The following is a 17,262-nucleotide window of genomic DNA, read 5'->3' as shown; positions in this document are numbered from 1 at the left end:
GCGAAGCATTACTTGGCTTTCACACCTTCGAAGGTGATGTACAGGTCGACGTTGTTGGACGCCGGGCCCAGGTCCATCATCTTGCCGAAGTCCTGGCGATTGATGCTGGTGGTGCCTTCGAAGCCAGCGCGGTAGCCGCCCCATGGATCCTTGCCTTCACCCAGGAAGGTGGCCTTGACCACTACAGGCTTGGTCACGCCGTGCAGGGTCAGGTCGCCGGCTACGTCAGCGGTCAGCTTGCCATCGGCGTTCTTGCCGGTTGGCTTGACGCTGGTGGAGACGAACTTGGCGTCGGCAAACTTGCCAGCGTCCAGGAAGTCCTTGCTGGTGATGTGCTTGTCGCGCTCGGCGTGGTTGGTGAACACGCTGGCGGTGCGCACGTTGACTTCGATCTTGGCGTCTTCAGGCTTGGCCGCGTCGAAGCTGAACTTGCCGTCCAGGTCCTTGAAGGTACCGGTGATGAAGCTGTAGCCCAGGTGGCTGATCTTGAAGTCGACGAAGGCGTGCTGGCCTTCCTTGTCGATTACGTAGTCCGCTGCCATCACTTGACCGGCCGCCAATACAGCAGATCCGATTGCCAGAGCGGCGAGAGTCTTTTTCAACATGCTTTCTATTCCTTTCGAGTCAAGGTTGAACATCAGGCTTTGCGGCCCAGCATACGAGTCAGGGTCGCATCACGATCGATAAAGTGGTGCTTCAAGGCAGCCAGTCCATGGATGCCGGCAAAGACTACCAGCACCCAGGCCAGGTACAAATGCACCACACCTGCTACATCTGCCTGGTCCGGTAGTCCGGATACCAGGGCAGGAATTTCGAACAAGCCGAACACCGGGATACCCACGCCGTCGGCAGTGGAGATCAGGTAGCCGGCGATCATCACCGCGAACAGGCCCAGGTACAGGAACGCATGTCCCAGCTTGGCCCCCAGGCGCGTCAGAGGTCCATGATTGGCCGGTGCCGGTGGCGGTGGGCTGACCAACCGCCACAACACCCGCAACAACATGATTGCAAACAGTGTCAGGCCAATGCTCTTGTGCAGGTCCGGTGCGTCTTTGCGCCAGGTGCTGTAGTAGTCGAGGCCGACCATCCACAGGCCCAGGGCAAACAACCCGAACACCGCCAGGGCAACGCCCCAGTGCAGCACAATGCTGACCCAGCCGTAGCGCGAAGAAGAATTACGTAACTGCATTGACTTGCATCCTGTAAGAAACGCTGACCAAGACTAGCGATTTACCTATCGAATTAAAGCGGAAATTTTCGCTTTGAAATATCGAGAAAAACGATCGATAGTCTGGACTGAGCGAGTTAAGTAAAGATTAAGCCCCCCACGTGCCTTGCCGGCCACCTCCTCTTCCAGTGCCTTGTCCCCTTTTGCCTGCGTCTTTGCTCGAGTGCACCACCTCGCACAACAGGTTGTCCCACGGCCATGCATTGCATAGGCTTGCCCGATCGTTTGCCCGCGTTTTTCGCGAGCGCCTCCAGGAGACTGTACATGGGCCTGAATAACCAGTGGATGCAACGCGACCTCGCGGTGTTGTGGCATCCCTGCACCCAGATGAAAGACCACGAACAACTGCCGTTGATCCCGATCCGGCGTGGCGAAGGCGTCTGGCTGGAAGATTTCGAGGGCAAACGCTACCTGGACGCCGTCAGCTCCTGGTGGGTCAACGTGTTCGGCCACGCCAACCCGCGCATCAACCAACGCATCAAGGACCAGGTCGACCAACTCGAACACGTGATCCTGGCGGGCTTCAGCCATCAGCCGGCGATCGAGCTGTCCGAGCGCCTGGTGGCCATGACCCCTGCCGGACTGGACCGGGTGTTCTATGCCGACAACGGCTCGTCGTGCATCGAAGTGGCGCTGAAGATGAGCTTCCACTACTGGCAGAACACCGGCAAACCGGCGAAGAAGCGCTTCGTCACCCTGACCAACAGCTACCACGGCGAGACTATCGCCGCCATGTCGGTGGGCGACGTGCCGCTGTTCACCGAGACCTACAAGGCCCTGCTGCTGGACACCATCAAGGTGCCCAGCCCCGACTGCTACCACCGCCCCGAAGGCATGGGCTGGGAAGAACACTCACGCAACATGTTCGCCGCCATGGAACAGACCCTGGCCGAACACCACGAGACGATCTCGGCAGTGATCGTCGAGCCGCTGATCCAGGGCGCCGGCGGCATGCGCATGTACCACCCGGTGTACCTCAAGCTGCTGCGCGAGGCCTGCGATCGCTACGACGTGCACCTGATCCATGACGAGATCGCCGTGGGCTTCGGCCGCACCGGCACGATGTTCGCCTGCGAGCAGGCCGGCATCCGTCCGGACTTCCTGTGCCTGTCCAAGGCCCTGACCGGCGGCTACCTGCCCCTGGCCGCCTGCCTGACCACCAACAAGGTGTACCAGGCGTTCTACGACGACTACCCGACCCTGCGGGCCTTCCTCCACTCCCACAGCTACACCGGCAACCCGCTGGCCTGTGCTGCGGCGCTGGCGACCCTGGATATCTTCGAACAGGACAACGTGATCCAGGCCAACCAGGCCCTGGCTGCGCGCATGGCCAGCGCCACCGCGCACCTGGCCGACCACGCCCACGTCGCCGAGATCCGCCAGACCGGCATGGCGCTGGCCATCGAGATGGTCCAGGACAAGGCCAGCAAGGCCGCCTACCCCTGGCAGGAACGCCGTGGCCTGAAGGTCTTCGAACACGCCCTGAGCCGTGGTGCCCTGCTGCGCCCGCTGGGCAGCGTGGTGTACTTCCTGCCGCCCTATGTGATCACCCCGGAGCAGATCGACTTCCTCGCCGAAGTAGCCAGCGAAGGCATCGACATCGCCACCCGGGACAGCGTCAGCATGGCGGTGCCCAAGGACTTCCACCCGGGCTTTCGCGACCCGGGCTGAGGCCCGCCCGAGCGTGGTCGCACAGGCCACGCACCCGCACACCCCATCGATCCGACTTCAACAGAGACCGCAGATGAGATTGTCCCGCTTCTTTATCGACACCCCCCTGAGCCTTGGCGAGCACGAGCTGCCCGAAGCCCAGGCCCACTACATCGCACGGGTGCTGCGCATGGCCGAGGGCGATGCGTTGCAGGTGTTCGACGGTTCGGGGCAGGAATTTCGCGGCACCCTGGTGGAGGTGGGCAAGAAGCGCGTGCGGATCAGCCTCGACGAGAGCTTCGCCGGCCAGCCCGAGTCGCCGCTGCATATCCACCTGGGCCAGGGCCTGTCCCGTGGCGAACGCATGGATTGGGCGATCCAGAAAGCCACCGAGCTGGGTGTCGACCAGATCACCCCGATCTTCAGCGAACGCTGCGAGGTGCGCCTCAAGGATGAACGGGCCGACAAGCGCCTGCTGCATTGGCGCCAGGTGGCCATCAGCGCTTGCGAGCAATGCGGGCGTTCCAAGGTCCCGGTGATCCACCCGCCACTGTTGCTGGCGGACTGGCTCAAGCAGACCGCCGCCGACCTCAAGCTGGTACTGCACCCGGTGGCCCAGCCACTGGAAAGCCACGCCCGCCCAGGGACCCTGGCCTTCCTGATCGGCCCCGAGGGCGGCCTGTCCGACGCCGAAGTCGAACAGGCCCAGGGCACCGGTTTCCTGCCGGCGCGCCTGGGTCCACGGGTACTGCGTACGGAAACCGCGCCTGTGGTAGCCCTGGCCGTGGCCCAGCAGCTCTGGGGCGACTTCTAACCCCACCGCCTTTGCCTGACACACCGTGGCGCCCATCGCCGGCAAGCCTGGCTCCTACAACAGCCGGCAGGCCGCGGGACGGCGTTACTGCACCGGATCGCTGGTGGGCTTGGCGATGATCGCCTTCAGCTCGCTGGTCATGGGGAACTCCAGGTTCAGCCCCTTGGGCGGGATCGGCTGCTCGAACCAGCGCTGGTAGATCCCGTTGATCTCGCCGGAGCGATACAGGTCCGCCAGGGCGGTGTTGACCAGGGCCAGGAACTGCGGGTCGTCCTTGCGCACCATGCAGCTGTAGATCTCCCGCGACTGCTCCTCGCCCACCACGATCCAATTGTGCGGATCACGGGCCTTGGCCCGCTCGCCATAAAGCAGCGCATCGTCCATGTAGAACGCCGCCGCCCGCCCCGACTGGAGCATCTGGAAGGCTTCGCCGTGGTCCTTGGCGCTGATCACGAACATGTCGATCTTGTGCTCGACGTTGTAGCTCTTGAGAAAGCGCTCGTTGGTGGTGCCGGCTGTGGTCACCACGTTCTTGCCCCGCAGGTCGGCAAAGCTCTTGATCCCGCTGTCCTTGGCGGTCAGCAACTGGCCCTTGACGTAGATGAAGCCATAGGAGAAGGCCACCTGCTTCTGGCGCTCGGCCGTCACCCCGGTGGAGCCGCACTCCAGGTCCACGGTGCCGTTCTGCACCAGCGGGATGCGGGTCTGGGAGGTCACCAGGTTGTACTTCACCGCCAGCTTGGGCAGCTGCAGCTGCTGCTGGATGCGCTCCACCACCTTGCCCGCCAGCTCCACGGAATAACCCATGGGCTTGCCGCTGTTGTCCCCCACGTAGGAGAACGGCACCGAGGCATCGCGATAACCCAGGGTAATACTGGCGCTGTTGGCGATCTTGGCCAGGGTCCCCTCCAGGGGTGCCTCGTTGGCCTGGGCCATGGCGCTGAACAGCAGGCCCAGGGTGCAGCCGAGCAACGTGATCTTGTGCATTGTTATTCTCCGTTGGGGTTGAAGGTGCTTCAGCGACGGGTGGCGATGATACTGATTTCGACGAGGATTTCCGGGCGCGCCAGGGCCGCCTGCAAAGTCGTGCGCGCCGGTGCCAGGCCGGGGGACAGCCAGGCCGACCACACCTCGTTCATGCCGGCGAAATCCGCCTGGATGTCCTTGAGGTAGATGGTGGCGTTGAGCACGTGGTCCTTGTCGCTGCCGACCTCGGCCAGCAGCGCATCGATCTTCTCCAGGACCTCGCGAGTCTGCCCGGCGATGTCCTGGCTGGCCCCCGGCACCTGGCCGGAAAGGAACACCAGTTCGGCGAAGGTCACGGCGCCACTCAGGCGGTTGTTGCTATGCAGACGCTGGATACTCATTGGAAACACTCCTGGTGATGACTCAGGCGGCGCGTGGCGCCAGGCCCTGCATGTCGATACTGGTGGGACGCTGGCCGATCAGTTCGCCCAGCAACTGGCCACTGCCACAGGCCAGGGTGAACCCCAGCGCGCCATGGCCGAGGTTGAGCCACAGGTTGCGGTAGGCGGTGCCCCCCACCAGTGGCACGCCGCTGGGGGTCGCCGGGCGCATGCCGGCCCATTCCACGGCGGCCTGGTAATCGCCGGCATGGGCGAAGGTCTGCGCCGCCTGGTGCCGCAGCAGGGCCAGGCGCCCGGGGTCCGGGGCCGGGTCGAAGCCGACGATATCGACCATGGCCGCCACCCGTAGCTGCTGGCCGATCCGCGCGTAGACGATCTTGCGGTTGTAGTCGGTGATGCTGATTTCCGGCGCCCGGTGCTGCGGGCCGATGGGCGCACTGAGGCTGTAGCCCTTGAGCGGGTACAGCGGCAACTTGAGCCCGGGCAGGTGCAGCTCGGGGCTGCGGTGCCCGGCGGCCAGCACCAGGTGGTCCACCGCCAGCTGGCGCTCGCCCAGGTCGATGGCCTGCACCCGGTCGCCCTGGTGCCGGATACCGCGGACCCGCTGCCCGAGGAGGATCTCGCAACGTCCGGACGCCCGCAGGCGCGCCGCCAGCTGCTGGCAGAAGGCGTGACAGTCGGCCACCTCTTCGTCCGGGGTATAGATGCCACCGATGAAGGGCGCATCGCCCAGGGCCGGCTCCAGGCTGGCGCACTCGGCTCCCGTCAGCACCTGCTGCTGGCGCGGGTCGGACAGGTTGTGCCGGGCGTGCTCGAAACTGCCGGCCTCGCGGAAGGTCACCAGCTTGCCGTTGCGCCGCCAGTCGAAATCCGTCAGGCCGTCGGCTTCGCGCCAGGTCTTGAGGGTCTCCTGGCTGAGCAGCGCCAGGCGCAGTAAATGGGCGCCATTGCGCTGGTTCACCGAGTGCCGGCAAGCCCCCAGGAACCCCGCCAGCCAGCGCCACTGCGCCGGGTCCAGGCGTGGCCGCAGGCGCAGCGGCGAATCGCCCTTGAGCATCCAGCCCAGGGCCTGCCAGGGCACACCGGCATCGGCCAGCGGTGCCACGTAGCGATAGGACAGCTGGCCGCCGTTGGCGAAGCTGGTCTGGCTGCCCAGGCTGTCCTGGGCTTCCACCAGGGTCACCTCCAGGCCTTGGCGGACCAGGGCATAGGCGCTGGCCAGGCCGATGACGCCACCACCGATGATGCAAACCCGCTGACTCATGACTGCCCCTGAGCTGATGTTCGATGGCCCAAGGTTAGGGGCAGGTGACAGGCGCCGGACAATGAATAAAGATGGACCACCCATAAACAAAGGTTATGGACTTGCCATGCGCCTTCGTCATATCGAGATCTTCCAGGCCATCCGCCAGACCGGCTCCATCAGCGGTGCCGCGCAACTGCTGCACGTCTCGCAACCGGCAGTGACCAAAGTGCTGCAGCACGCCGAGCTGCAGCTGGGTTTCCCGCTGTTCCTGCGGGTGCGCGGCAAGCTGCAACCGACCCCGGAAGCCCTGGAGCTGGAGCGGGAAGTGGACAAGGTCAGCGAGAGCCTGCAGGGCGTGCGCCGCCTGGCCCAGAACCTGCGCCGGGCGCCGGGCCACAGCCTGCGCATCGGCGCCACCCCGGCCCTGGCCCTGGCCTTGCTGCCGCCGGCCATCAGCGAGTGGACCCGGCGCTACCCGGACAGCCTCTGCGAGCTGTCCAGCGCCCACAGCCGCGAACTGGTGCAGAACCTGTTGATGCGCGAAATCGATGTAGCCCTGACCCTGCAACGCCCGGATCACCCCGGCCTGAACGGCCAGCCCCTGGCCCAGGGTGTGCTGGTGGCCCTGGCCCCACGCGGCTATTGGCCCGATGGCAGCCTGGGCCAGCCCCTGGCGCTGCAAGAACTGGCGGACGCACCGCTGATCGGCCTAAGCAGCGCCGACCCGCTGTCGGCCCGGCTCGACGGTTATCTCAAGGCCGTGGAGCCACCGCCACGGGTAAGCATCGCAGTGCAGACCTACTCCCTGGCCCGGGCCATGGTGGAGTCCGGCGCCGGCCTGGCGCTGATCGATCCGTTCACCGCCCTGGGCGCCTCCTCGGCCAGCACCGCGATCCGCCCCCTGAGCCCGTCGCTGCCCATCACCCTGTATGCCGTGACCCGGGCCGCCGAACCGCCGCCCCACACCTTGAGCAGCTTGCTGGAGATCTTTGGCGGGCAGGCCCAGGAACAACTGGATCGGTTGATGGCCGCCGATTGAGGCGGCCGGTCAGGACCTCATCGCGAGCAAGCTTCGCTCCTACACAGAGATCGCCGTACCTGTATGAGCGAGGCTACCCGCGCTGAACGATGAGGCGCGCGCCGATCACAACACATAGAACAGGATGGCGACGAAGTGCAGCAGGCTGCCGGCGATGACGAACAGGTGCCAGATGCCGTGGGCGTGGCGCAGGCGGTTGTCGAGGGCGAAGAAGATGATCCCCACGGTGTACAGCACCCCGCCCGCCGCCAGCCAGGTGAAGCCCGCCGGCCCCAATGCCGCCAGCAGCGGCTTGACCGCCACCAGCACGATCCAGCCCATCACCGCGTAGATCACGATGGACAGGACCCGCGCTTCGGAACGCGGCTTGATCTCCTGCAGGATGCCGATCAAGGCCAGGCCCCAGACGATGCCGAACAGGGTCCAGCCCCAGGGCCCGCGCAAGGTCACCAGGCAGAACGGCGTATAGCTGCCAGCGATCAGCAGGTAGATCGAGAAGTGATCGACCTTCTGCATGATGTTTTTCGCCCGCCCGCGCACACTGTGGTAGACCGTGGACACGCTGTAGAGCACCAGCAAGGTGAAGGCGTAGATCGCCACTCCGACGATCTTCCACGGGCTGCCGTCGAGGCTGGCCAGCACCACCAGCCAGATACCGCCGATAAACGCCGCGACCGCACCCAAGAGGTGGGTCCAGGCGTTGAGTCTTTCTCCGTGATACATCGGTCACTCACCCTGAAAACATAAAAGTACGCAGGCTCGGCCTGCAGCTTGAACACGCTATATGTCCATTGGGGCAGCGCTGTAAAAAAACCAGCGGCCACATTCTGACTCATCGGGCATCATCACTTCCTCGCCAACAGAGTCCGGACCATGCTCATCGACGAAGAGTTGACCCTCAAGAAGCTCGAAGTGTTTCTGGCTTTCATGCGCACCGGCAACCTGGCTCGCGCCGCCAGCGAACTGCAGACCAGCAATGTCAGCGTGCACCGGGCCATCCATTCCCTGGAAAACGCCCTGCGCTGCCCGCTGTTCAAGCACGAAGGACGCAACCTGACTCCGCTGGAAAGCGCCTACGTGCTGGAAGAGCGGGCGCAGAAGCTGGTGCAGGACGTGGTCGAGAGCGTGCGCCTGACCCGGGAAGCCGCTGGCTTCTCGGCAGAACGTTTCAAGCTCGGCGCGCTTTACTCCCTGACCGTGAAAACCGTGCCGCAACTGATCATGGGCCTGAAGCTGCGGCGCAGCGAGCTGAATATCGACCTGATCCTGGGCTCCAACATCGACCTGTTGTACAAGCTCAAGAACATGGAAGTGGATGCGATCCTGGTGTCCCTGGACGACAGCGTCAGCGATCCGGACTGCGAACAGCTGCCGTTGTTCTCCGACGATATCTTCCTCGCCACCCCGGCCGACTCGCCCTTCGCCCAAGAGCGCGAAGTGGACCTGGCGGCTGTGCGCGACGCCACGTTCATCACCCTGACCCAGGGTTTCGCCACCCACCAGGACGGCGTGCGGGTGTTCAAGCAAGCGGGGTTCGAGCCGAAGGTGGCGATGCAGGTCAACGATATCTTCACCCTGCTGAGCATGGTCAGCTCGGGGGTGGGTTATGCGCTGCTGCCGGGCAGGATCGCCGCAGTCTACGAGAACCGCGTGAAGCTGATACCGCTGCAGGCACGCTATCGCCTGCAACAGCATATCGGCGTGGTGTTCCTCAAGGCCAAGGAGCGCGACCCGAACCTGCTGGCGCTGCTGGCCGAATGCCGGATGTATTCGCGGGGGTCATAAGACGCAATCGCGGGCAAGCGGAGATCCAGCTTGCCCGCGATGACCTCAGGTCGGATCAGCCCACCAGCCCGCGCACGATGAAAAACAGCAACGACGGCCCCAGCAGGCACCCCAATCCAGTATGGAAGGTCGCCGTCAGCGCACCGTAAGGCACCAGGCGCCGATCGGTCGCCGCAAGCCCGGCGGTGACCCCGCTGACGGTCCCGGCCAAGCCACCGAACACCATGGCCGAACGCGGGTTGTCCAGGCCCATCCAGCGGGCCGCCATGGGCGTGCCCACCATCACCAGGATCGCCTTGATCAGGCCGGTGGCGATCGACAGCGCCACCACATCGGAGCTGGCGCCGATGGCTGCGCCGGTCACCGGGCCAACGATGTAGGTCACGGCACCAGCACCGATGGTGGTCATGCTCACCGCATCGCGATAGCCAAAGCTCCAGGCGATGCTCGCCCCGACGATGAACGGCAGCACCGTACCCAGCAGCAGCGCCACGGCGCCGATCAACCCGGCCTTGCGGGCTTCGGTGGCCTGGACTTCGAAAGCCGTGGCGACGATGGCGAAATCCCGCAGCATGGCGCCGCCCATCAGGCCGATGCCGGAAAACAGCGCCAGGTCCGCCAGGCCTTTCTGGCCGCCGGTCAGGGTGCCGCCGACCCAGGCCAGGGCCAGGCCTATGACGATGGCGATCGCCGATCCATGCACGCGACCGAAAGTCAGGTGCCGGGACAGCAGCACCGAGACCCACATGATCACGCCAACGAAGGCGAAGGCGGTGACCAGGCCATTGTGCTCCAAGCCTTTCTCGATCAAGTCCCACATCTCAGCGCCCTCCCGCCGGTGCGGCTTCGATGCCCGGCTCCTGCGGTAGCGGATCGCCCTTGTGGGTCCGGCTGATCAGGGCGATGGTGCAGCCGCACACCAGCACCGAGCCGATGGCCGCCAGCACCGCCACCGGTCCGCCATGCAGCGCGGTGACCACGTTCTGCTGGGCAGCCATGGCCACCACCACCGGGATGTACAGGGCGCCCCAGAAACCGACGCCCATCTCACAGTCCTTGGTCATGCCGCCATGGCGCTGCATCCACAAGCGCGCGCAAATCAGCAGGATCATGGCGATGCCGACCCCGCCGACGTTGGATTTCACCCCCAGCAACACGCCGAGCATGTCGCCGATAATCACTCCCGCCAGCGTGCAGATCGCCAGCAATGCCACACCATAGATAATCATTGTCGTTGTCCTCGCAGTGCATCGTCGAAGTTGTTGTTCTTGTGCTTCGCCAGCCTGGGTCGCGGTTCTATCGGTCGCGGCGGCCCTCCTCGCGCAATAGCGCCTGCAAGGTGTCCGGGCGGGCGCCATCGAAGGCGATCACCGAACCCTGCTCGAACACCCGGCGCGCCAAGCCGCTGAGCACCGCCCCGGGCGGCAGTTCGATCTGCAACCGTACGCCGCGCTCATAGGCGCCCTGCACGGTGCCGCGCCAATCCACCAGCCGGCACATGTTGAACGCCAGGTCGTCGCGCAATTGCTCCACCGTGCGCAACGGCCGCGCGCGGCTACCGCTCAGGTACCCCAGCCGGGGCGGCCCCATCGGTACCCTGGCGAACGCCTCGGCCAGACGTTGGGCCGGCTGCTCCAGTAACGGGCAATGGGACGGCACGCTGACCGCCAGGCGCCTGGCCACCCCGGCGCCACGGGCACGGGCCAGTTCGGCCACGACCTGCATCGCCGCCTCGCTGCCGGCGATCACCACCTGGGTGTCGGCGTTGATATTGGCCAGGTACACCGGCGATTCGGGGCCATGGACCCGGGCCAGCAACGCCTCCACCGTGCCCAGGTCCAGGCCCATCAGCGCGGTCATGCCGTAGCCCTGTGGATAAGCCTGCTGCATCAGCTCCCCGCGCAAACTCACCAGGCGCAGGGCATCGGCGAAATCCAGGGCCCCGGCCACCACCGCCGCCGGATAGGCGCCGATGGACAGGCCCGCTACGTAGTCCACCGGACAATCCGCGTGCAGCAGGGTCCGGGCACAGGCCACCCCGGCAATCAGCAGGCACAGCTGCACCGCCCGGGTCCCGGCCAGGGCCTGGGGCGAATCCAGGGCCAGTGCGTCCTGCCCCAGCACATCACTGGCCTCGCGCAGGCAGGCCGTGACCTCCGGCCGCTCGGGCAGCCGCCGGAGCATCCCCGGCTGCTGCGCCCCCTGGCCCGGGAACACCAGCAAGCTGCTCATGCCGCCAACTCCCCAGGGCACCAGGGATCGCGTACCAACCGCGCTCCGCTGGCGCTCTTGAGCAATACCCGCGAGGCGCTCCCGGCCCACTCACGCAGGGCCAGGCCCCCGGCCGGCAGTTGCAATTGCAGGTCGACCCGGCACACGGCGCCATCGAGCAGTGCCAGCAGCTCCCGGGCCTGGGCCCGAGGCAGCGGCTCAGGTACCCGGAGAATCAGGTCCAGGTCGCTGCCTTGGTGCAATGCACCAACTCCGCTGGCCAGCTCGAAGCCAGCGCTGCCGCCCACGCCCCAGGCCATCCCCAGGGCATCCAACGGGCCACGCAACTGGCCCAGGGCCTGGAGTGCTGGCCAGGCACGGCTGGACGGCACGTGGCGCAACGCCTCCGGGCAGACTCCACGCTGCACCGCGTCCAGCGCCAGCAACGCCGGGTAGCGCTGCTCCCGGGACGGGCCACGCAGCCCCACGGCGATCGAGCCGGCAGCGCTCACTGCCCGGCGCACCACCACCGGCTGCCCCTGCTCCAGCACCTGCCGCGCCCACTCCGGCGCATCGGCTGCCAGTTGTCCGGGCTCCAGGCCCCACAGCAGGTCATGGGGCAGCCAGGGGGAGCAAGCGCTCACCATTGCTCCCGCAGCAGTTGGCGGACCCGGCTCGAGGCCTCGCGGTTCGCCGCCCCCAGGCGTCCTTCGAGCCCAACGCCACCGGCCCGTACATCGGCAATGGCTTGCAGCAGGCACCCGCTGACGAGGTCCAGGTCTTGGGGGGTCGGCTGTTCGATGCACTCCACCGGTAGGGTTTTCCACAAGAGGCCCAGGCCGGCATAGCTGTCGATGTCGTAGGCCATGGGCGGCACGCTGGCAGCCAGGGCTTCCAGTTCCTCGACGCTGCGCAGTGTGACCCGCGCCGCCGAGGCCTTGCCCATGGCGTGCACCATCACACCCGGGTCGCGCAGGGCGATCAGCCGGTTGGCCTGGTAGCCGTGGGCCAGGAACGCCCCGGACATGGCCTTGCCCACCAGCAAGCCGATCACCGGATGCCCCGCCAGGCGGGCCCGGGCGTAGCTATCGGCAGCGCCGGCCAGGGCCTGGTGGATGCCCAGGGCTTCTTCGCGCCGGCCATAGGCCTGGCTCGGCACATCGACAATGGCAATCAGTGCTCGCTTGTGGGGCTGATCGCGGTCGGCGTCGATCACTTCATCCACCGCTTTGGCCAGGCCCCAGCCCTCCAGCAGGCCGACCTCGCCCTGGCGGGCGCGGGGAAAACGATTCTCCGGGTCGGCCACCACAGCGATAAAACGAGCCGACTGCCCCGCCAGTTCACCATCGGCCACCCGCAGCGACGGCGGCAGGCCGGCCACCGAAGCGGCGCCGTCCCTCAGGGCGTTGAACCAGTTCAGGCCCCGCAAAGAACTTGCACTCATGAGCGGTCTCCTTGATACAGATCGCGAACCGTCGCCGCATCGATTTGCGGCGTCGCGTCCAGGCGGGCCAGGCATTGCAGATAGTGTTCGGCCTGATGGCTGCGTTGCCGCTCGGGCAGGCCGAGGGCCAGCAATTCGCGAACCTGGGCCTGGATCTGCGCCACGTCATCGGTCACATAGCGATCCACCAGGCCGCTGGCGAAACGCTGCTCGCCGCCGGTCAGGCTCCAGATGAAAGGCCGGTCGCGGGCGTCGTACTCCTCGATCCCGGCTTCCTGCTCGATCACCTGCGGGCCGTTCAGGCCCAGCCGCGCTTCTTGGGTCACCAGCAGGTAGCTGCACAGGCCGGCGGCGATCGACATGCCACCGAAGCAGCCAACGCTGCCAGCCACTACGCCGATCACCGGCTGGTATTGGCGCAGGTCGACGATCGCGGCATGGATATCGGCAATCGCCGCCAACCCCAGGTTGGCCTCCTGCAACCGCACGCCGCCGGTTTCCAGCAGCAGCACGGCACGGGTGGCGATGCCCTGGCGGTTGTCCTCGGCCGCCAGCTCAAGGGCGCCGGCGATCTTCGCCCCGCCCACCTCGCCAAGGCTGCCGCCCTGGAATGCGCCTTCGATGGCAGCGATCACCACCGGCAACCCGGCGATGCTGCCCTTGGCGATCACCACCCCATCATCGGCCTGGGGCACCACGCCCTGGCGCGGCAGCCAGGGCGACATGACGCGCTGGAAAGGGTCAAGCAGTTCGCGAAAGGTGCCGGCGTCCAGCAACGCCCGGGCCCGCTGCCGGGCCCCCAGTTCGACGAAGCTGTGCTGGTCGAGCAAGCGTGCGCTGTCAGTCATGGGCGATTTCCTCCAGGCCCTGTTCAAGGCGTAGGCGCACCACCCCCGGGGTGGCGCCGAAGTCATGGATGTCGATCAGCAGCGCCGGTGGCGTCTGCCCGGCGAACATGCGTTGGAACAAGTGCTGCCAGCGTGCGGCGCTGCCGTTGACCGAGGTCTGGACCTGGATCTTCAAGGTGCCGGCCGGCGCCGGTTCCAGCAGTACTTCCAGGTCACCGGAGCCGACACAGCCCACCAGCGCACGGCCGCGGCCGGAAGGGCCGGCAGGAAATTCAAAGGACAAGGTTTCCATCAGTTCGCTCCCTGGTCGGCGGCGGCCTCGATCCGGTCGAGCAGCAAGCAGGCGGCCAGCAGGTCGGCGGCGCCACCGGGCGAGGCATTCAAGGTCAGAAGTTGCAGGTCCAGCTGGTGCAGGCGCCGGCGTCCGGCCAGGCTGGCGCTGCCACCGGCCTCCAGCACCGCCCGGGCGCCATCCTGCATGGCCCGCAGGCCCGCTTCGCCCGCGCGGTAGAGCACGCAGGTGTCGGCCAGCCGGGTCATGATCGCCAGCAGCGCATCGAGCCGGGCATTCTGTTCGCCATGGCCCCGGGCACGACTGCGCCGCAGCTGCGGCAGGCCCCATTGCAGCACCGCGGGAAAGCCCTGCTGGGCCTCCTCCCGGGCGCCGCCTACGCCGTAGCGCTGCGCCACCTGGGCACCATGGCTCAAGGGTCGTGGCGCATGCCGGTCTTCCAGCAGCGCCAGGCGCGCGGCGCGCCAGGCGACGCTGCCGGCCGCCCTGGAGTCGGGCTCCAGGGCAGCGGCGGCCACCAGCAGGCCCAGGGCCCAGATCGCCCCACGATGGGTGTTCACCCCGCCGGTGGTGGCCAGCATCGCCCGCTCGCCTTCGCGACCGCTGCGCCCCAAGGCTTCGCGCAGCGGCAAGTCGATACGGGCGAGTTGTTGCGCGGCCTCGGCCATGTCCTTGAAGGCCGGCCACAGGCTCAGGGCCGAGGCGTGCATCAGGCCCAGGTGCAAGTCACTGTGAGCACCATTGCCACGGCGATCCACCAGGGCCGGCTTGGGCGAGAGGTCGGCCTCGTCGATCAGCGCGTCCACCGCCAGGTCCGCCAGGCGCTCGGCCAGCCCCAGGGGCCGGGATTGCAGGTTGAATGCGTGCATTACCAGCTCCTGAACTTGGCAGGTGGGTGATACAGGCCGCCGGACCACTGCACCAGGTCGGCGATGCTCTTGGCCGCCAGCAACTCGCGGCTGGCGTCGGTGCGGCGAATGCCCAGGTCCTCGGGCAAGGCGACCAGGCCCTCGCGGCGCATGCGCTGGGTGTCCTTGGGGTCATGCCGCAGGCCGATGGCGGTGACTCCGGCCACGGCGGCGATCATCGCCCGGCGCTCCTCCAGGGTACGGGCCTTGTACAGGTAGGCGATGCCTTCTTCGGTGAGCAGGTGGGTGACGTCGTCGCCATAGATCATGATCGGCGCCAGGGGCATGCCGCTTTTCTTCGCCACGTCCACCGCGTCCAGGGTGTCGACGAAGGTCGGTTTGCCGCCCTCCTGGAAGGTCTCGACCATCTGCACCACCAGCTTCTTGCCCCGCTCCAGCAGGGCCTGCGGCGCCGCGCCCTGGTCCAGGCGCATGTCCAGCCAGGCCGGGGTGCCATGGCGCCGGCCGCGGGGATCGTGGCCCATGTTCGGCGCTCCGCCGAAACCGGCCAGGCGGCCGCGGGTCACGGTGGAAGAATGGCCGTCGCCATCCACCTGCAAGGTGGCGCCGATGAACAGGTCCACCGCGTATTGCCCGGCCAGCTGGCAGAACATCCGGTTGGAGCGCAGGGAGCCGTCGCGACCGGTGAAGAACACATCGGGACGGGCGGCGATGTAGTTTTCCATGCCCAGTTCGGTGCCGAAGCAGTGCACGCTGTCCACCCAGCCGCTTTCGATGGCCGGGATCAGGGTCGGATGGGGATTGAGGGTCCAGTTGCGGCAGATCTTGCCCTTGAGCCCCAGGGACTCGCCGTAGGTGGGCAGGATCAGCTCGATGGCTGCGGTATTGAAGCCGATGCCGTGGTTCAGCGATTGCACGTTGTGCTTCTCGTAGATGCCACGGATCGCCATCATCGCCATCAGCACGTGCACCGGCTTGATGTGCCGGGGATCGCGGGTGAACAGCGGCTCGATGTAGAACGGCTGGTCGGCCACCACCACGAAATCCACCCAGGAGGCCGGGATATCCACCCGGGGCAACTCGCTGACGTCGTCCACCAGCTGGTTGACCTGGACGATGACAATGCCATCGCTGAAGGCCGCCGGCTCCACCAGCGCTGGGGTGTCCTCGGTACTGGGGCCGGTGTAGATGTTGCCGGCGCGGTCGGCCATGAAACCAGCGCACAGCACCACGTTGGGCTTCAGGTCCACCACCAGCCGGGCATAGAGTTCGATATAGGTATGGATGGCACCGATCTCCAGCAACCCGTCTTCGAGCAACTGGCTGATGCGCAGGCTCTGGGTCCCGGCGAAGGAGAAGTCGAGCTTGCGGGCGATGCCGCGTTCGAACAGGTCCAGGTGCTCGGCGCGGCCGACGCTGGGCATGATCATGTGCAGGTCGTGGAGCCTGGCCGGATCGACCTTGGCCAGGGAGCGGGAGAGGAAGTCCGCCTGCTTCTGGTTGTTGCCCTCCAGCACCACCCGGTCGCCGGGCAGGATCAAGGCTTCCAGCGCCGCGACGATCTTGTCGGTCGGCAACACCACGCCATCGGCGATGGCCCGCACCTGCTCGAGGCGCCGCTGCTTCTCGCTGCGCCGCCGCGACCAGCGCGGGTCGGGAGATAGTGTCGTTGTCATGCTCGCTCCACAGGTTCGCTGTCGTGGCAGCCACCTTAGGAGTGAAACCTGAGGGCATCAATCAAGCCCGGCGTTGGATAGTTACGCTCAGCGTAATGATCCTGCAGCGTCCTTCCTGGGGCTTAACAATCTTCATACCAGCGGGCAATGGCATCCCCTTCGCGCCCGATACACAATGCGCGCCGGATTGGCCAATGAATGGCCTGCACACGTAATGATGAGACTTCGCATGGACACACCGATTCGCTCCAACCGGGATTTGCTGGAGCAACTACAACGCGGCCGCAAGCCCGACTACCTGATGTTCTGGGGCCACCAGCCGCCCCGCGACGGGCGCGTTTCCTCGAGCTGCTTCAGCCAGTGGTTCGCCGCCGGCTTCGAGGTCGAGGGCATCCACTACCCCACCGCCGAACACTTCATGATGGCTGGCAAGGCGCTGCTGTTCGACGATCACGAGACCCACGCACGCATTCTCAAGGCCGGCCCAGCCGCCTATGCCAAGCGCCTGGGCCGTGAAGTTCGTGGCTTCGATGATGCCCGCTGGCAGGCGGCCCGCTTCGATATCGTGGTCCAGGGCAACCTGGCCAAGTTCGGCCAGAACCCGGAGCTGGGCCATTTCCTGCAATGCACCCGCAAGAAGATCCTCGTGGAAGCCAGCCCGGTGGACCGCATCTGGGGTATCGGCCTGGCCGCTGACGATGCCATGGCTACTCGCCCGGATCGCTGGCGCGGGCTCAACCTGCTGGGCTACGCCCTGATGGAAGTGCGCGATCGCCTGCACGAGGTGTGAAGC

At 66.3% G+C, this 17,262-nt stretch carries 20 protein-coding genes; 5 read left to right on the top strand and 15 right to left on the bottom strand.

The window, feature by feature from the left end:
- Positions 1-8: 8 nt before the first annotated feature.
- A complete protein-coding gene (locus C4K39_RS19060; protein WP_031320659.1) occupies positions 9-605 on the bottom strand; it encodes a YceI family protein in 597 nt (198 codons plus the stop codon).
- Between the two features lie 32 nt (positions 606-637).
- Positions 638-1,189, bottom strand: a complete 552-nt coding sequence (locus C4K39_RS19055; protein ID WP_068576713.1) for a cytochrome b — start codon at positions 1,187-1,189, stop codon at positions 638-640.
- A 303-nt stretch (positions 1,190-1,492) separates the two neighbouring features.
- Between C4K39_RS19055 and C4K39_RS19050 the strand changes: the two genes are divergently transcribed.
- Entirely contained in the window at positions 1,493-2,899 is a 1,407-nt protein-coding gene (locus tag C4K39_RS19050; RefSeq protein WP_068576712.1) for an adenosylmethionine--8-amino-7-oxononanoate transaminase, read from the top strand.
- Between the two features lie 73 nt (positions 2,900-2,972).
- Entirely contained in the window at positions 2,973-3,692 is a 720-nt protein-coding gene (locus tag C4K39_RS19045) for a 16S rRNA (uracil(1498)-N(3))-methyltransferase (RefSeq protein ID WP_068576710.1), read from the top strand.
- A gap of 84 nt (positions 3,693-3,776) precedes the next feature.
- Here C4K39_RS19045 and C4K39_RS19040 read toward each other — a convergent pair whose 3' ends face one another.
- From C4K39_RS19040 to C4K39_RS19030, 3 genes are read right to left on the bottom strand one after another with little or no spacing between them, the layout of a single operon-like run.
- Positions 3,777-4,679, bottom strand: a complete 903-nt coding sequence (locus C4K39_RS19040; RefSeq protein WP_103325372.1) for a transporter substrate-binding domain-containing protein — start codon at positions 4,677-4,679, stop codon at positions 3,777-3,779.
- A gap of 29 nt (positions 4,680-4,708) precedes the next feature.
- Entirely contained in the window at positions 4,709-5,059 is a 351-nt protein-coding gene (locus C4K39_RS19035) for a RidA family protein (RefSeq protein ID WP_124347183.1), read from the bottom strand.
- A gap of 22 nt (positions 5,060-5,081) precedes the next feature.
- A complete protein-coding gene (locus tag C4K39_RS19030) occupies positions 5,082-6,323 on the bottom strand; it encodes a D-amino acid dehydrogenase (protein WP_124347182.1) in 1,242 nt (413 codons plus the stop codon).
- Positions 6,324-6,429: 106 nt separating this feature from the next.
- Between C4K39_RS19030 and C4K39_RS19025 the strand changes: the two genes are divergently transcribed.
- Positions 6,430-7,344 carry a LysR family transcriptional regulator gene (locus tag C4K39_RS19025; protein WP_068576701.1) on the top strand — a complete coding sequence of 305 codons (915 nt, stop codon included), beginning with the start codon at positions 6,430-6,432 and terminating at the stop codon, positions 7,342-7,344.
- 105 nt (positions 7,345-7,449) lie between these two features.
- On the opposite strand, the gene trhA is transcribed toward C4K39_RS19025, so the two are convergent.
- Positions 7,450-8,067, bottom strand: coding sequence for a PAQR family membrane homeostasis protein TrhA (trhA, locus tag C4K39_RS19020; RefSeq protein WP_031320660.1), 618 nt, complete (start codon positions 8,065-8,067; stop codon positions 7,450-7,452).
- 150 nt (positions 8,068-8,217) lie between these two features.
- Here trhA and C4K39_RS19015 point away from each other — a divergent pair, with 150 nt between their 5' ends.
- Entirely contained in the window at positions 8,218-9,129 is a 912-nt protein-coding gene (locus C4K39_RS19015; RefSeq protein WP_068576699.1) for a LysR family transcriptional regulator, read from the top strand.
- A 55-nt stretch (positions 9,130-9,184) separates the two neighbouring features.
- Here the strand turns inward: C4K39_RS19015 and madM are convergent, their stop codons facing one another.
- The 9 genes from madM to mdcA all read right to left on the bottom strand — a co-directional run bounded on the left by madM (position 9,185) and on the right by mdcA (position 16,469).
- A complete protein-coding gene (gene madM / locus C4K39_RS19010) occupies positions 9,185-9,949 on the bottom strand; it encodes a malonate transporter subunit MadM (RefSeq protein ID WP_022641596.1) in 765 nt (254 codons plus the stop codon).
- A 1-nt stretch (position 9,950) separates the two neighbouring features.
- Entirely contained in the window at positions 9,951-10,358 is a 408-nt protein-coding gene (madL, locus tag C4K39_RS19005) for a malonate transporter subunit MadL (RefSeq protein ID WP_022641597.1), read from the bottom strand.
- Positions 10,359-10,425: 67 nt separating this feature from the next.
- Positions 10,426-11,361, bottom strand: a complete 936-nt coding sequence (gene mdcH, locus C4K39_RS19000) for a malonate decarboxylase subunit epsilon (RefSeq protein WP_124347181.1) — start codon at positions 11,359-11,361, stop codon at positions 10,426-10,428.
- The gene (locus C4K39_RS18995) at positions 11,358-11,984 is read right to left on the bottom strand and encodes a malonate decarboxylase holo-ACP synthase (RefSeq protein ID WP_124347180.1); all 627 of its coding nucleotides are present in this window, start codon (positions 11,982-11,984) and stop codon (positions 11,358-11,360) included. The genes mdcH and C4K39_RS18995 overlap by 4 nt, the downstream gene beginning before the upstream one ends.
- Positions 11,981-12,784: a biotin-independent malonate decarboxylase subunit gamma gene (gene mdcE / locus C4K39_RS18990; protein WP_124347179.1), complete on the bottom strand. Its 804-nt coding sequence runs from the start codon at positions 12,782-12,784 to the stop codon at positions 11,981-11,983. The genes C4K39_RS18995 and mdcE overlap by 4 nt, the downstream gene beginning before the upstream one ends.
- Entirely contained in the window at positions 12,781-13,632 is an 852-nt protein-coding gene (locus C4K39_RS18985) for a biotin-independent malonate decarboxylase subunit beta (RefSeq protein WP_068576690.1), read from the bottom strand. Before C4K39_RS18985 ends, mdcE begins: the two co-directional genes overlap by 4 nt.
- Complete coding sequence (locus C4K39_RS18980) at positions 13,625-13,924, bottom strand: malonate decarboxylase subunit delta (RefSeq protein ID WP_022641603.1); 300 nt, start codon at positions 13,922-13,924, stop codon at positions 13,625-13,627. Before C4K39_RS18980 ends, C4K39_RS18985 begins: the two co-directional genes overlap by 8 nt.
- Entirely contained in the window at positions 13,924-14,793 is an 870-nt protein-coding gene (locus C4K39_RS18975; protein ID WP_124347178.1) for a triphosphoribosyl-dephospho-CoA synthase, read from the bottom strand. The genes C4K39_RS18980 and C4K39_RS18975 overlap by 1 nt, the downstream gene beginning before the upstream one ends.
- The gene (mdcA, locus tag C4K39_RS18970) at positions 14,793-16,469 is read right to left on the bottom strand and encodes a malonate decarboxylase subunit alpha (RefSeq protein WP_124347177.1); all 1,677 of its coding nucleotides are present in this window, start codon (positions 16,467-16,469) and stop codon (positions 14,793-14,795) included. Before mdcA ends, C4K39_RS18975 begins: the two co-directional genes overlap by 1 nt.
- A gap of 229 nt (positions 16,470-16,698) precedes the next feature.
- Here mdcA and ybiA point away from each other — a divergent pair, with 229 nt between their 5' ends.
- Positions 16,699-17,259, top strand: a complete 561-nt coding sequence (gene ybiA / locus C4K39_RS18965) for a riboflavin biosynthesis intermediates N-glycosidase (protein WP_124347176.1) — start codon at positions 16,699-16,701, stop codon at positions 17,257-17,259.
- The last annotated feature ends 3 nt before the right edge of the window (positions 17,260-17,262 follow it).

It is taken from the genome of Pseudomonas sessilinigenes, from assembly GCF_003850565.1.
GTDB classification, from domain to species: domain Bacteria; phylum Pseudomonadota; class Gammaproteobacteria; order Pseudomonadales; family Pseudomonadaceae; genus Aquipseudomonas; species Aquipseudomonas sessilinigenes.
Note: the sequence above shows the minus strand (reverse complement) of the source record. Positions and strands in the feature narration are given on the sequence as shown.